General features: G+C 65.8%; 11 protein-coding genes. 8 read left to right on the top strand and 3 right to left on the bottom strand.

Going from position 1 to position 15470, the window contains the following annotated elements:
• Positions 1–83 precede the first annotated feature (83 nt).
• The 8 genes from JQ603_RS01305 to JQ603_RS01270 all read left to right on the top strand — a co-directional run bounded on the left by JQ603_RS01305 (position 84) and on the right by JQ603_RS01270 (position 12093).
• Positions 84–482, top strand: a complete 399-nt coding sequence (locus JQ603_RS01305; protein ID WP_212335973.1) for a FixH family protein — start codon at positions 84–86, stop codon at positions 480–482.
• Positions 479–1924 carry an efflux RND transporter periplasmic adaptor subunit gene (locus JQ603_RS01300; RefSeq protein ID WP_212335972.1) on the top strand — a complete coding sequence of 482 codons (1446 nt, stop codon included), beginning with the start codon at positions 479–481 and terminating at the stop codon, positions 1922–1924. Before JQ603_RS01305 ends, JQ603_RS01300 begins: the two co-directional genes overlap by 4 nt.
• On the top strand, positions 1921–5079 hold the full coding sequence (locus tag JQ603_RS01295; protein ID WP_212335971.1) for an efflux RND transporter permease subunit: 3159 nt from the start codon (positions 1921–1923) through the stop codon (positions 5077–5079). The genes JQ603_RS01300 and JQ603_RS01295 overlap by 4 nt, the downstream gene beginning before the upstream one ends.
• A gap of 142 nt (positions 5080–5221) precedes the next feature.
• A complete protein-coding gene (locus tag JQ603_RS01290) occupies positions 5222–5587 on the top strand; it encodes a hypothetical protein (protein ID WP_212335970.1) in 366 nt (121 codons plus the stop codon).
• A gap of 57 nt (positions 5588–5644) precedes the next feature.
• Entirely contained in the window at positions 5645–6919 is a 1275-nt protein-coding gene (gene ihpA, locus JQ603_RS01285) for a divalent metal ion exporter subunit IhpA (RefSeq protein WP_212335969.1), read from the top strand.
• Positions 6916–7893, top strand: coding sequence for a divalent metal ion exporter adaptor subunit IhpB (gene ihpB / locus JQ603_RS01280; RefSeq protein WP_212335968.1), 978 nt, complete (start codon positions 6916–6918; stop codon positions 7891–7893). The genes ihpA and ihpB overlap by 4 nt, the downstream gene beginning before the upstream one ends.
• A complete protein-coding gene (gene ihpC / locus JQ603_RS01275) occupies positions 7886–11098 on the top strand; it encodes a divalent metal ion exporter subunit IhpC (protein WP_212335967.1) in 3213 nt (1070 codons plus the stop codon). The genes ihpB and ihpC overlap by 8 nt, the downstream gene beginning before the upstream one ends.
• A gap of 2 nt (positions 11099–11100) precedes the next feature.
• Positions 11101–12093, top strand: coding sequence for a cation diffusion facilitator family transporter (locus JQ603_RS01270; RefSeq protein ID WP_212335966.1), 993 nt, complete (start codon positions 11101–11103; stop codon positions 12091–12093).
• A gap of 58 nt (positions 12094–12151) precedes the next feature.
• On the opposite strand, the gene JQ603_RS01265 is transcribed toward JQ603_RS01270, so the two are convergent.
• From JQ603_RS01265 to JQ603_RS01255, 3 genes are all read right to left on the bottom strand, one after another.
• Positions 12152–12421: a hypothetical protein gene (locus JQ603_RS01265; RefSeq protein ID WP_212335965.1), complete on the bottom strand. Its 270-nt coding sequence runs from the start codon at positions 12419–12421 to the stop codon at positions 12152–12154.
• Between the two features lie 16 nt (positions 12422–12437).
• On the bottom strand, positions 12438–13298 hold the full coding sequence (locus tag JQ603_RS01260) for a class I SAM-dependent methyltransferase (RefSeq protein ID WP_212335964.1): 861 nt from the start codon (positions 13296–13298) through the stop codon (positions 12438–12440).
• Positions 13299–13427: 129 nt separating this feature from the next.
• Positions 13428–15389: an acyltransferase family protein gene (locus tag JQ603_RS01255; RefSeq protein ID WP_212335963.1), complete on the bottom strand. Its 1962-nt coding sequence runs from the start codon at positions 15387–15389 to the stop codon at positions 13428–13430.
• Positions 15390–15470: the final 81 nt, after the last annotated feature.

The raw sequence follows: 15470 nt of genomic DNA, 5'->3' as shown, positions 1-15470 counted from the left end.
CGGAACCGGCGCGCATCGCTGCCTGCCGTCTCGCAACACGTCGTTGCGTGCGGCTCCATCAGACCCATCGAGGAATTGAAATCATGACAACGTCCAACCTCGCGCGCGCCGCTCTGGCCGCGCTCATCACCGCAGCGTTCGCGACTGCCGCGCGCGCCGAGATCAAGAACTACGAATTCCAGCTGGTGCAGCCGACCGTCAAGGCCGGCGCCGATCGCGTCGTGGCGGTGCGACTGGTCGACAAGACCACCGGCAAGGCGGTGCCCGACGCGGTGATCTTTGCCAGCCGGCTCGACATGGCGCCCGACGGCATGCAGGAGATGGCCACCAAGGTCACCGCGATGTCGGGCACCGAGCCCGGCACCTATCGGTTCAAGGCGACCTTCGGCATGGCCGGGCGCTGGCAGCTTTCGCTCGGCGCCAAGGTGCAGGGCGAAACCGGAACGGTCGAGAACAAGCTCCTCGTCACGGCCGAGAAATGACCCGCCGCCTCCACATCGGTGCTGCCGCTATGATCCTCGCAGCGGCAGGCGTCATGCCGCTCGCGGGGCTGCTGCGACAGCAGCCGCATGAGGGCGCCATCGTATCCGCGGCAAATGCTGCGGATACGGCTGCCCCGATCTATTACCAGGACCCGGACGGCAAGCCGCTCTATTCGCTGACCCCGAAGAAAGCCAAGGACGGCCGCGACTATCGTGCCGTCCCTGCCGGCGCGGACATCAGCTTCGACGAGTCCGAGCAGCCCGCGGAGATGACGGCGGCCGAGCCCACGACGGAGCATAAGGCTGAGCAAAAGAGCGTTCGCAAGATCAAATACTACCGCAACCCGATGGGCCTGCCCGACACCTCGCCGGTGCCGAAGAAGGATTCGATGGGGATGGACTACATCCCCGTCTATGACGGCGACGACAGCGACGATGGCTCGGTAAAACTGTCGCCCGGCAAGATCCAGCGCAGCGGCGTCAAATCGGAGCCTGCCGAACTGCGCCGGCTGCGGACGCTGGTGCGCGCGCCCGGCACGATCCAGCTCGACGAACGGCGGATCTCGGTGATCGCCATGCGCGCCGAGAGCTTTGTGCAGAAGGTTGCCGACGTCACCACCGGAAGCCGCGTGACCAAGGGGCAGCCGCTGATGGAGATCTACAGCCCCGCGGTGTCGTCCGCGGCGGCCGAATATCTCGCGACCATCACCTCGAAGACCACCGCGGGCATCGAGCCCTATGGCCGGGGCTCGCGGCAGCGGCTGGTCAATCTCGACGTCCCCGAACCCGTCATCACCGAGATGGAGAAGAGCCACTCGGTCCCGATCACCATCCCATGGTCGTCACCGCGTGACGGCATCGTGCTCCAGCGCAATGCCATCGACGGCATGCGCGCCCAGCCGGGCGACATCCTGTTCCGCATTGCCGACATCTCGCTGGTGTGGGCCAATGTCGACATCGCCGAGCGCGACCTCGGCGGCATTGCGGTCGACCAGCCCGTGACGGTACGCGCGCGCAGCTATCCCGGCCGCGAGTTCAAGGGCCGGATCAGCGTCATCTACCCGCAGCTGAACAAGGAGACGCGCACGGCCCGTTTGCGGATCGAGCTCGCCAACGCCGACCTCGCGCTGCTTCCCGACATGTATGTCGATGCCGAGATCGATACCGGCACTCCGACGCCGGTGCTCAGCGTCGCCGAAAGCGCGGTGCTCGACACCGGCAGCCGCCAGGCCGTCCTGGTCGACAAGGGACAGGGCCGCTTCGAGCCGCGCGAAGTCAAGCTCGGACGGCGGGGCGATGGTTATGTCGAGATCCGCGACGGCCTTGCCGAGGGCGACGCCATCGTCACCTCCGCCAACTTCCTGATCGACGCCGAGAGCAACCTCAAGGCGGCCCTCAAGGGGCTCGCCGAAGGCGGCAACCCGATGGGAGGCAAGCCATGATCGCGCGCATCATCGCCTGGTCGGCACGCAACCTGCTGCTGGTGCTGTTCGGCACCGGCTTTGCCGCCGCTGCCGGCCTTTATGCCCTGCTGCATCTGCCGCTGGATGCCATCCCCGATCTCTCCGACACCCAGGTCATCGTCTACACCGAATACCAGGGGCAGGCGCCCCAGGTGATCGAGGACCAGGTCACCTATCCCCTCACCACCGCGATGCTGACGGTGCCGAAGTCGAAAGTGGTGCGCGGCTTCTCCTTCTTCGGCGTCTCTTTCGTCTACGTCATCTTCGAGGACGGCACCGACATCTACTGGGCCCGCTCGCGCGTGCTCGAATTCCTCAACGGTGCAGCCTCCCGGTTGCCGGCCGGGGTCACGCCGACGATCGGCCCCGACGCCACCGGTGTCGGCTGGGTCTACCAATATGCCGTGATGTCCAAGGAACTGAACCTCGCGGAAACCCGGACGATCCAGGACTGGAATCTGAAGTTCGCGCTCGCCAGGGCGGAAGGCGTGGCGGAGGTTGCCGGCGTCGGCGGCTTCGTCCGGCAGTACAACGTCGTCCTCGATCCGCAGCGCATGCGCGACCTCGGCATCACCATGCAGAAGATGCGCGAGGCCATCCGCGCCAGCAACGCCGACGTCGGCGGCCGCACCGTCGAGCTCTCCGAGTTCGAATATGTCATTCGCGGCAAGGGCTATCTGAAAAGCGTCGACGATCTCGGCAACATCGTGCTGAAGACCGACAACGGAACGCCGGTCAAGCTGCGCGACGTCGCCCGCGTCGAGCTCGGGCCGGACGAGCGGCGCGGCATCGCCGAGCTCAACGGCGAGGGCGAGGTGGCGAGCGGCATCGTGCTGCAGCGCTTCGGCATGAACGCGCTCGACGTGATCGAGAACGTCAAGAAGCGGTTCAAGGAGATCGCGACCAGCCTGCCGAAATCGGTCGAGATCGTCCCGGTCTACGACCGCTCCAACCTCATCAAGGCCGCGATCGACACGCTCCGGCACACGCTGCTCGAGGAGAGCATCGTGGTGGCGCTGGTCTGCATCGTGTTCCTGCTGCATGTCCGCAGCGCGCTGGTTGCCATCCTGATGCTCCCCGTCGGCGTTCTCATGGCCTTCGGGGCCATGAAGCTGCTCGGGATCGGCTCCAACATCATGAGCCTCGGCGGCATCGCGATCGCGATCGGCGCCATGATCGACGCCGCCATCGTCATGATCGAGAACGCGCACAAGCATCTCGAGCGCGCCGAGCCCGGCCAATCCAGGGTCGCGATCCTGACCGAGGCCGCCGCCGAGGTCGGCCCGGCGCTGTTCTTCAGCCTCCTGATCATCACCGTATCGTTCATGCCGATCTTCACGCTGGAATCGCAGGAGGGCCGGCTGTTCAGCCCGCTCGCCTTCACCAAGACCTTTGCGATGGCGGCGGCAGCCTTGCTGTCGGTGACGCTGGTGCCGGCGCTGATGGTGATCTTCGTCCGCGGCAGGATCATTCCGGAGCACAGGAACCCGATCAACCGCCTCCTGATCTGGATCTACCGGCCGGTGATCTCAGGCGTGCTGCGGGCGCGGATCCCGGTGATCCTGCTCGCGCTCGGCGTGCTCGCCGCCTCGATCTGGCCGGCGGGCCGGCTCGGCTCCGAGTTCATGCCGAACCTCAACGAGGGCACCCTGCTCTACATGCCGACGACGCTGCCCGGCATTTCCGTGACCAAGGCCGCCGAGCTGATGCAGACCCAGAACCGGATCATCCGCTCGTTTCCGGAAGTCGCCTCGGTCTACGGCAAGGCCGGCCGCGCGGCGACCGCGACCGATCCGGCGCCGTCGGAGATGTTCGAGACCATCGTCGACCTCAAGCCGAAGGAGCAATGGCGCACCGGCGTGACCATCGACAGCCTGATCGCCGAGATGGACAAGGCGCTGCAGTTTCCCGGCGTCTCCAACGCCTGGACCATGCCGATCAAGGCGCGCATCGACATGCTCTCGACCGGCATCCGCACACCCGTGGGCATCAAGGTCATCGGCACCGATCTGGTCGGAATCGACAAGCTCGCCCGGCAGATCGAGCAGGTGCTCAAGGCGGTGCCGGGCACGTCCTCGGCCTATGCCGAGCGCAGCCTCGGCGGCTACTATCTCGAGATCGCGCCGGACCGCGAGGCGCTGTCGCGCTACGGCATCATGGTGCAGGACGTGCAGGACACGATCGCCACCGCGCTCGGCGGCCAGGCGGTGACGACGACGGTCGAGGGCCGCCAGCGCTTCACCGTCAACATGCGCTACCCCCGCGACCTGCGCGACAATCCGAAGGCGATCGCCAGCGACATCCTGGTGCCGATGCCATCAGGCGGTGCCGTCCCGCTCGGCGAGGTCGCCAGCGTCACGCCGGCGCGCGGGCCGACCTCGATCCGGACCGAGAACGGGCAGCTCGCCACCTACATCTATGTCGACATCCGTGACCGCGACCTCGGCGGCTATGTCGCCGATGCGCGGGCGGCGGTGCAGGCGAGCGTCGCGTTCCCGCCCGGCTACTACGTGGTCTGGAGCGGACAATACGAATATCTGGAACGTGCCACCGCGCGGCTCAAGATCGTCGTGCCGGTGACGCTGCTGATCATCTTCCTGCTGCTCTATCTCAACTTCCGCTCCATCACCGAGACCATGATCGTGATGCTGTCCCTGCCCTTCGCGCTCGTCGGCGGCTTGTGGCTGATGTGGTGGCTCGGCTTCAACCTCTCGGTCGCGGTCGCCGTCGGCTTCATCGCGCTCGCGGGCGTGGCCGCCGAAACCGGCGTGGTGATGCTGATCTATCTCAACCAGGCCCTTGCCGAGACCAAGGCGCGCTGCGCGCGTGCAGGCCGCGCCCTGACCCGCGCCGATCTCAATGAGGCCATCATGGAAGGCGCGGTCGAGCGCGTCCGCCCGAAGATGATGACGGTGGTTGCGATCATGGCCGGCCTGCTGCCGATCATGTGGAGCAGCGGAACGGGATCGGAGATCATGCATGGCATCGCCGTGCCCATGATCGGCGGCATGATCTCGTCGACGCTGCTGACGCTGATCGTGATCCCCGCCATCTTCGCTCTGGTGAAGGGTTTTGGGCTGCATGCGGGCGACGGGGTTGTCGCATCTGAGCAAGTCCGGGAGGCCGCCGAATGAGCTCGCACATGTTGCGAGCCGGTCGCAGTCGCACGGAGACGTGCGGCTGCGACGTTGAGTTCCCCACACGTAACACTATTGCGGGTCGACACTGTTCCCGCTGCCATGCTAGGCCAGCCGGATCGACAGCAAGAGTGAATTCGTGGCCCCGAACCGCAAGCCCTTCAGACTGAGCTCGACGCACAACTGGCGCGGGCTCGTGGCTGTGGTGGTCGCGGTCCTGTATCTGCTCTCGGGCGCACTCCATGGCGCCCATGACATCGATGTGACCAGCCCCTCCGGCGGCTCGGAGATCGCCTCGATCCTCGACGAAGGCGCGGCCGGCCATGGCGACCACAAGGCGCTGGCCGGCCATCACTGCCACGGCTGCTTTTCGGTCGCCGTCATACAGCCGGTGCAGTCGGACGCCGCGACCGACGTGATCGCCCCGCCGGTCCAGCAGCGGCAGCCGGCGCTTGCCGGCATCGCGCCCGATACCGATTCCCCGCCTCCAAAACACCTGACCTGAACGGATCAGCCGGGCGCTGCGCGCGCGCCCATCGGTTCTCCTTCACGGGTCTTTTTCATGCTTCGCAGACGAACGGCCGCGCGCATCGCGTGCGCGCTGGCTATTCTCATCAGCCCGCCCCTGGCGCTGACCTCGCACGCCCAGACGCTGACCATGCGCGCAGCACTCTCGCGCGCGCTGGCCGCGAGCCCGCGCCTGACGGCGGCGGAGCGCGATGTCGGCATCGCCACAGGTCAGCGCATCCAGGCGGGCGCGCTGCTCAATCCGGAGCTGTCGTACGAGCAGGACAATTCGTTCGGCTCCGGCATCTATCGCGGCACCAGATCGGCCGAGACGACGCTCCAGATCAGCCAGGCCTTCGAGCTGTTCGGCAAGCGCGACGCCAGGATCGCCGCCGGACAGGCCGGCATCGAGGTCGCCGCGATCCAGCGCAAGGCGGTCAGGCTGGAGGTGCTGTCGGAGACCGCGATCGCCTTCCTCAGCGTGCTCGGCGCGCAGCGGCGCATCCAGATCCTCGACGAGCAGATCGACGCGATCGACCGCCTGACGCCGCTGCTGCGCCGCCGCGTCGAGGCCGGCGCCTCCTCTCCGGCCGAGACCGGCCGCGCCGAGGTCGCCTCCGCCCTGGTGAAGGCCGACCGCGAGCGCCTCAAGGCGACGCTGGCGAGCGCCCGGCGCGAGCTTGCGGTGCTGATGGGCGATCCCTCGGCGAAATTCGGCGAGGTCTCCGGCCGGCTCGACACCACGGGGCGCCCGCCAACGTTCCAGTCGGTGGTTGCGGCCATCGACGCCAATCCGCAACTGGTGCGCTGGACGGCCGTCTATGCCCAGCGCAATGCCGAGCTGCTGATCGCCCGGCTCAAGCCCTATCCCGACGTGCGGATCGCCGCCGGCTGGCGTCACTTCAACGAAAGCAATGACGACGCGGTACGCCTCACCGTCTCGGTGCCGATCCCCGTGTTCGACCAGAACCAGGGCAATATCCTCTCCGCGCAGGAAAGCCTCGCCAAGACCAAAGCCGAGCGCGAGGCCAACCGCAACACGCTGATCGTGATTGCCGGCCGTGCCTATGACTCGCTGCAGGGCTCGCTGCGCGAGCTCGCCGTGCTGCGCGAGACTGCGATTCCCAAGGCCGTCGAAGCGGCCGAGGCGATCTCGCAAGGCTACGGCCAGGGCCGCTTCACCCTGCTCGAAGTGCTCGACGCCCAGGCGAGCGTCACCCAAGCGCGGCTGCGCGAGCAGGAAGCGCAGCAGAATTTCCACGCCGGCGTTGCGACCATCGAAGGCCTCGTCGGCAATCCCTTTGCGCTGGCCCGGGAGAGCGCGCGATGAAGACATCGTCCACCATCGTGGTGGCCGTCATTGCCGCCGCCCTCGGCGCCTACGGCTATTCCCTGCTCGTGCCGGCCAAGGTCGCCTCGACGGAACATGCCGAGCATTCCGAACCGAAGAAACCGAACGACCATGTCGAGCAGGACGAGCACGGCGCCGACCGCATCCGCATCTCGGATGTCAAGCTGGCCGCCGCCGGCGTGACCCTGGCGGAAGCCGCGAGCGCGACGCTGACCGACACGCTGTCGTTCAACGGTATCCTGCGCGCCAACCAGGAGGCGGTCGTTCAGGTCACGCCCCGCTTTCCCGGCATTGCAAAATCGATCCAGAAGCGCATCGGCGACAAGGTCGCCAAGGATGACCTGCTCGCCGCGATCGAGAGCAACCAGAGCCTCACGGTCTACGAGCTGAAGGCGCCACTCGCCGGCACCATCATCGAGCGGCAGATCTCGCTCGGCGAATACGCCTCCGAGCAGAAGCCGGCTTTCGTCGTCGCCGACCTCTCGACCATCTGGGTCGATCTGTCGATCTACCGGCAGGATTTGAAGCGCGTCCGTCTCAACGACGAGGTGCTGGTCGATCCCGACGACGGCCGCGGCGAGATCAAGGGCACGATCTCGTACATGGCGCCGATCGGCTCGAGCGAGACCCAGACCGCGCTCGCGCGCGTGGTGCTGCCCAATCCCGACGGCCGCCTGCGCCCCGGCCTGTTCGTCACGGCGCGGCTGATCCTCGCCGCGCGCAATGTCGCGGTTGCCGTGCGGCGAAGCGCGATCCAGACGCTGGAGAACAGGACCATCGTGTTCGTCCGCGAGGATGGCGACAAGATCGAGGCGCGCCCCGTGGAGCTTGGCGATTCCGACCCGAAATTCGTCGAGATCCGCGCCGGCCTTTCGACCGGCGAGCACTACGTCGCCGAGAACAGTTTTGTGGTCAAGGCGGAGATGGGCAAGGGAGACGCCGACCATGATTGACGCCCTCATCGCCTTTTCCGTCCGCCAGCGCTGGCTGGTGGTCCTGCTTGCGCTCGCGGCCGGCGCCTTTGGCGTCTGGAATTTCACGCGCCTGCCGATCGACGCGGTGCCTGACGTCACCAACGTCCAGGTCCAGATCAACACGCGCGCGCCGGGCCTGTCGCCGCTCGAAGCCGAGCAGCGCATCACCTTCCCGCTCGAGACCGCGATGGGCGGCCTGCCCAGGCTCGACTACACCCGCTCGCTCTCGCGTTACGGCCTGAGCCAGGTCACGGTCGTATTCCAGGACGGCACCGACATCTATTTCGCGCGGCAGCTCGTCAACGAGCGCATCCAGCAGGCGAAGGAGCAGCTGCCTGCAGGCACCGAGGTCGCGATGGGGCCGATCTCGACCGGGCTCGGCGAGATCTACGTCTACTCGGTCGAAGCCAAGGCCGGCGCGAAATCATCAACCGGCAACGAGTTCACGCCGACGGAGCTGCGAACCATCCAGGACTGGATCATCAAGCCGCAGCTGCGCACCATTCCCGGCGTGGTCGAGGTCAACTCGATCGGCGGCTATGAGCGACAATTCCACGTGCTGCCGATCCCGGGCCGGCTGATGGCCTACAAGCTCGGATTCCGCGACATCATGACGGCGCTGGCCGCCAACAATGCCAATGTCGGCGCCGGCTATATCGAGCGCAACGGCGAGCAATATCTGGTACGCGCGCCCGGCCAGGTCGCCAATATCGAGGACATCAGGGACATCGTGATCGGCTCGCGCGGCGGCGTGCCGGTGCGCATCCGCGACGTTGCCGACGTCCAGGAAGGCCAGGACCTGCGCAGTGGCGCTGCGACGACGAACGGCAACGAGACCGTGCTCGGCACCGCCATGCTGCTGATCGGCGAGAACAGCCGCACCGTGGCCCAGCGCGTCAAGGCGAGGCTCGCCGAGATCGCCAAATCTCTCCCCGACGGCGTGATCGCGCGCGCCGTCTACGACCGTACGCATCTGGTGGAAGCGACCATCCAGACGGTCGAGAAGAACCTCATTGAGGGTGCGGCATTGGTGATCGCCGTGCTGTTCCTGATCCTCGGCAACTTCCGCGCCGCGCTGATCACAGCCTTCGTCATCCCGCTCTCCATGCTGTTCACGATCACGGGCATGGTCGAGAGCAAGGTCAGTGCCAATCTGATGAGTCTGGGCGCGATCGATTTCGGCATCATCGTCGATGGCGCGGTCATCATCGTCGAGAACTGCCTGCGGCTGCTCGCCGCCGAACAGCACCGGCGCGGCCGGCTGCTGACGCTGGATGAACGCCTGCAGACCATCCGCGCCGGTGCGAGCGAGGTGATCAAGCCGAGCCTGTTCGGCACGCTGATCATCGCCGTCGTCTATCTTCCGGTCCTCACCCTGACCGGGACCGAAGGCAAGATGTTCACGCCGATGGCGCTGACGGTGCTGATGGCGCTCGCCGGCGCGGCGCTGCTGTCGGTCACCTTCGTCCCGGCCGCGGTTGCCATCTTCGTCACCGGCAAGGTCTCGGAGACGGAGAACGTGTTCATGCGGGCGGCCAAGCGGTTCTATGTGCCGCTGCTCGACCGCGCCATCCGCTATCGCGGCAGCGTCGCGTTCGGCGCCGTGCTGATCGTCGCCGGCAGCATCTTCGCCGCAACGCGCATGGGTGGCGAGTTCATTCCCAGCCTCGACGAAGGCGACATCACCATCGAGACCATCCGGATTCCCGGCACCAGCCTGACCCAGAGCGTCGACATGCAGCTGCGGCTGGAGAAAGCGGTGAAGCAGGTGCCGGAGGTCGCGACCATCTTCTCCAGGATCGGCACCGCCGAGATCGCCAACGACCCGATGCCGCCGAACGTCGCCGACACCTATGTCACACTGAAGCCGCGCGAGGAATGGCCCGATCCTGCCAAGCCGAAGAACGAGGTGATCGAGGAGATCGAACGGGCCGCCAACACCCTGCCCGGCACGGCCTATGGCATGACCCAGCCGATCCAGATGCGCTTCAACGAGCTCATCGCGGGCATCCGCAGCGACGTCGGTGTCAAGATCTTCGGCGACGATCTCGACGTGCTCGCCGGCATCGCCCAGCAGGTCAACGGCGTGGTGCGCGGCATCGAGGGCGCCGCCGACGTCAAGACCGAACAGATCGCGGGCCTGCCGATCCTCACCGTCAAGCTCGACCGCCAGGCGCTGTCGCGCTACGGCCTCAGCCTCAGCGAGGTGCAAAACCTCGTCGAGATCGCGATCGGCGGCAAGCCGGTCGGCAAGCTGTTCGAGGGCGATCGCCGCTTCGACATCGTGGTGCGGCTGCCGGAAAGCCTGCGTGCCAACCCTGACACGATCAAGTCGCTGCCGATCCCGCTGCCGCCGGGCGAGGACGTCGTTTCCGTCACGAAGATCGCCTGGCCGGGCGCCTCGGCGACGACACCGCGCTACGTGCCGCTCTCGTCCGTTGCGGCGATCGAGATCGCACCGGGCCCCAACCAGATCAGCCGCGAGAACGGCAAGCGCCGCGTCGTGGTGATGGCCAACGTTCGCGGGCGCGACCTGCGCTCCTTCGTCGCCGAGACGCAGGCCGCCGTCGCCGAGAAGGTCAAGCTGCCACCCGGCTACTGGATCGGCTGGGGCGGGCAGTTCGAGCAGCTGGTCTCCGCCACCAAGCGGCTGACCATCGTGGTGCCGGTGGCGCTGCTGCTGGTGTTCCTGCTGCTGTTCATGGGCATGGGATCGGCGGCGGATGCGGCGCTGGTATTCTCCGGCGTGCCGCTGGCGCTGACCGGCGGCGTCGCGGCGCTGCTGCTGCGCGGGATTCCGTTGTCGATCAGCGCCGGCGTCGGCTTCATCGCGCTGTCGGGCGTCGCCGTGCTCAACGGCCTCGTCATCATCGCCTTCATCGAGCGGCTGCGCAGCGAGGGACGGCCCATTGCGGAGGCGGTGCGCGAGGGCGCGCTGACGCGCCTGCGCCCGGTGCTGATGACGGCCCTCGTCGCCTCGCTCGGCTTCGTGCCGATGGCACTCGCCACCGGCGCCGGCGCCGAGGTGCAGCGGCCACTCGCAACCGTGGTGATCGGCGGCATCATCTCCTCGACGGTGCTGACGCTCTTGGTGCTACCGGCGCTCTACGTGCTGTTCCGGCGTGACGGGGCGCACGAAACGCCTAGAATGGCCCCTGATTTGGCGGCTTCCGGGGAGCGCTAGATTTGGGCAGCCACGACCATCACGGCCATCACCATCATGACCATGCCGGCCATGCGCATGATCATGGCCATGGTCACGACCACGGGCACGCTCATGGGGTTGGCCACGGGCACGTCCACGCGCCCGCCAATTTCGGCAGAGCCTTCGCGATCGGCATTACCCTCAACACCGCGCTGGTCGTGGCCGAGGTGGTCTATGGCTATATCGGCAACTCCACTGCGCTACTCGCGGATGCCGGCCATAATCTGTCCGACGTGCTGGGCCTGGTCGTGGCCTGGGGCGCATCGATCGCGGCAAAGCGCGCGCCGAGCGGCCGCTTCACCTACGGCTTGCGCGCCTCCACCATCCTGGCGGCGCTGGCGAACGCGGTGTTGCTGCTGGTTGCGACCGGCGCCATCGGCTGGGAAGCGATCTTGCGCCTGCGCCAGCCGGAGCCGATCGCGGGCGTGACCGTGATGGTGGTTGCCGGCATCGGCATCCTCATCAACGGTTTCACCGCCATGCTGTTCGCGCGCGGACGCAAGGACGACATCAACATCGAAGGCGCGTATCTGCACATGGCGGCGGATGCCGCCGTCTCGCTCGGCGTCGTCGTCTCGGCCGCGCTGATCATCTGGACCGGCTGGCTCTGGCTCGATCCCGTCACCAGCCTCGTGATCTGCGCCACCATCCTCTGGAGCACGACCAGCCTCTTGCGCGGCTCGATCGACATGTCGATGGCGGCCGCGCCCAAGGGCACCGACCTCGCTGCGATCAGGGCATTCATGCTCGCGCGCCCCGGCGTGTCCGCGATCCACGATCTCCATGTCTGGCCGATCTCGACCACCGAGACGGCGCTGACCTGCCATCTCGTCATGCCCGACGGGGCCGGCGACGCCTTCCTGATGGAGACCGCGCAGCTGCTGAAGGCATCCTTCCGCATCGGCCACACCACGCTTCAGGTCGAGACGCATCCCGACAATGGCTGCGCGCTGGCACCGGATGACGTGGTGTGAGGGAGCCACAGGCCCATCCACATCGTCATTGCGAGCGCAGCGAAGCGCGAGCGCTGGCCTAGCCGGGCCCCTCGGCGAACCACTGGACGCCGGCAGCAGAAATCTCGAGCATCAAAGTGCGCGACAGCTCCCTCCACGGCAGCGTGCCGTCATCGAACTCGACCAACTCATGTCTGCGGCCGCAAGTAACCCAGCTGGTGCACGGCGCTGCGTTCGGTTTTTCGTTCCAGGGAATCAAAGCTCTTCGCTGCAGCTCCGCGATTGCCTCCTGCCGCGACCAAAACTCGCCCTGCCATTCGGCGTGCAACTCGTCTTCAATGACAAACATGGCGTGATAGCTACCGCTAAGCCGCCTTCGCCGTCACGATCCAGATCGCGCCCTGCAGCGCCACGCTTTGCTCTTTCAAAAACGGCGCGAGCGCCTCGCGGATCGAGGCTTTCGCGGCCTCATAGGTTTCCGGCGGATGGCCCTGCAGCGCACGGCTGGCCGGGCCGATCTGGAGCGAGCCGTCGACGGCGGCATCGAGGCCGCCGCCGATCGCGATATCCATCGCCAGATTGTGCGGCTCCATTGCCACATCCGCGAAGCCGGCGCCCTTCAGGATGCGCATCACGCGCTCCTCTGAAGCAAAGGCGAACGGGCCCGGCTCCTCAGGCCCGACCGGCGGCATCTTCGGCACGTGCTTGTAGACCGCCATCAGCGGCGCCATCATCCACGGATTTTCCTTCGGCTCGCGCCAGCAGACGAAGGCGAGTCGCCCGGTGGGCTTCAATGCACGGCGGAGATTGGCAAAGGACGCGATCGGATCGGCAAAGAACATGACGCCGAAGCGCGAGGCCAAGAGATCAAAGCTCGCCGGCGCGAACGGATGCACCGTCGCGTCCGCCAGCACGAAATCGAGCGGCAGGTCCTTTGGCGCCAGCGCCCGCGCCTGCGACAGCATCGGCTCGGAAACATCGAGGCCGAGCGCGAAGCCGTCCGGCGCGACAGCCTTCGCGAACGCGACCGTCGTTGCACCCGAGCCGCAACCGACGTCGATCACGCGCTCGCCCGGTCTTGGTCCGGCGCGGTCGATCAGCACATCGGCGATCGGCCCGAGCAGCTTCTCCTGCACGGCATGGCGGTCAGCCCAGCGCTGTCCGCTCGGCCCGTTCCAATAGGCGATCTGGTCGGCGTTTTGCTCGTGTCCGCTTGGCTGTTCCATGGTGTCCCTCGGTCATTCCCATTCGCGCGATGCCTGCCGCTGCGGTCCGACCGCATGCTGCGGCAGCACAGCGGCGATATCACGTCGGGATGACGGGCGCACCTTTCGCCGGAGCGCCTGAGACGCTGGTCACATAGCGGAGTTCAGCCAGGGCAAATGCGCTTCGAGCTTCTTGCCGAGCAACGCTTCACCGCACGCACTGAGATGATCTGGATCGCTGAATGTCAGACAGTCATCGGTAAACAGCAAATACTTATCGACCTTGAGGACGTCGTAGAAGGACAAGTATTGAATTGTCTGCGGCCCGTCAGCGACCTCCTTCGCAATCTCCTCGTCCAATTCCTTGAAATGATGAAGCGCGACCGGGTTCATCAAGAATCCATCGCTGGCGAGTTGGGGCAGGTCCCTGAAATTAACCCGCGCTTCGACAAACGGGCCGAGCCAAGTGATCTTCGCGAGTGGGGCAAACGTCCTCAGAAGCCTCAGCGTGAAGCCGATCTTCTCGTAGTTGATCAGATATCCGGTCTCCCATTCGAACAGATGGTGGTTTTCCACATTGCCCGCGGGATCGGTGAGAAGATGCGCGCCTGATACGTTGAAGACGATTCCGCGCACAGAAGAACCATTGCGTTCGAGGAAGCCCTTCAATCCCGCATACGGACAGAGCTCGCTGTCATTCCAGGCCCGGCAACCTTCGTTGACGAGACCGACGACGAACGGGCCCGGCCTGGCTTTGGCAAGACCATTATAGACGTTCATGCCGTGGGAATCTCCGACGACCATGACCGCCGGTCCATATTTTGCGGCGCAAGCCTTGAACCGCATCTCGAACTTGCTGTCCGGACTGGGAGACCAGAACAGGCAGTCACCATCGTCGATCAAACTGCCCTTCAGATCGCGCAAGGCGTAGCGCTTGATCAGTTCGTAGGCGCGGCGGGTCGCCATATCATACCTGGTGTAGTGGCTGCTCTCGAGGCCATTGGTGAAGACGCCCACCGAGCCGAGACCGACAAAAATCGCCATGGCGACGCCGCACGACGCAAATACCGCGCGCCGGCCGAACCGTTTGCGATCGCGAGCCGGCCGTTCGACCAGCAGATAGGTCAGATATGCCAGAACCATCGAAAGAACTGACAAGCCCGCAAACACCGGGATGTTGGTCTCATAGAATCGGGTCAGTCTTGCGAAAGCAAACAGCGGCTGATGCCACAGATAAGCGCTGTAGCTGACGAGGCCGATGGCCCGGGGGACTCGCGATCCAATGATGCGGCCCGACACCGTGTCCGGCCGCAGGAACAGGATCGCCAGCGCGGTCCCCAAAGTCGGCGCGAGCGCGTAAACTCCTGGATACGGAACGTTGCGATAGACGAACACGGGCAAGGCAATCATCGCGAGGCCCAGCACGGCGAGTGCGTCAGCGTATGAACGGGCAATCCGGCTTTGCACCGCAATGCCCGAGAGCGGCAGGAGCGCACCGAGCAGGAGCTCCCAGAACCGTGCAGGGAGCAGATAAAACGCTGCCGCCTCCGCGTGATGCGAGCCCCACTCCGCATAGGCAAAGCTCGCTGCTGCGATGACGACGAAGCAGGCCGTGGCCCTGGTCCGACCTAGCCTCAGCAACCAGAACAGCAAAATCGGAAACAAGAGATAGAACTGTTCTTCGACCGCCAGGCTCCAGGTGTGAAGCAGCGGCTTGAGCTCGCTCGCGGTATCGAAATATCCGCTTTGCGCCCAGAAGAAGAAATTCGAAACGAAGGCGCATACCGACAGCAGACTCTTCGAGAAGTCCGCCAGATCGCGCGGACCGAGGCACCAGACGGCGACCGGAACGCAAACGAGACACACGAAGAAGAGCGGCGGCAAAATGCGCCGGGCGCGCCGCTCGTAGAATCCGACGAAACTGAAGCCTCCGTTTTCATGCTCATCGAGGATGATCGAGGTGATCAGATAGCCGCTGATCACGAAGAAGACGTCGACCCCAACGAAGCCTCCCGAGAACCCGGGTATCCCCGCGTGAAAGAGGATCACAGGCAGGACCGCAATGGCTCGCAAGCCATCGATCTCCGGTCGGTAGGGCAGCTTGGTCGGCATGTGGCCGGCGTCGAATCCAGATGATGCTTGGTGGGCAGCCGCTCTACGCGTCCCGATTCGGGCCGATATGCCCGACGTGGA

Source organism: Bradyrhizobium liaoningense (genome assembly GCF_018130825.1).
Classification (GTDB): domain Bacteria; phylum Pseudomonadota; class Alphaproteobacteria; order Rhizobiales; family Xanthobacteraceae; genus Bradyrhizobium; species Bradyrhizobium liaoningense_B.
Note: the sequence above shows the minus strand (reverse complement) of the source record. Positions and strands in the feature narration are given on the sequence as shown.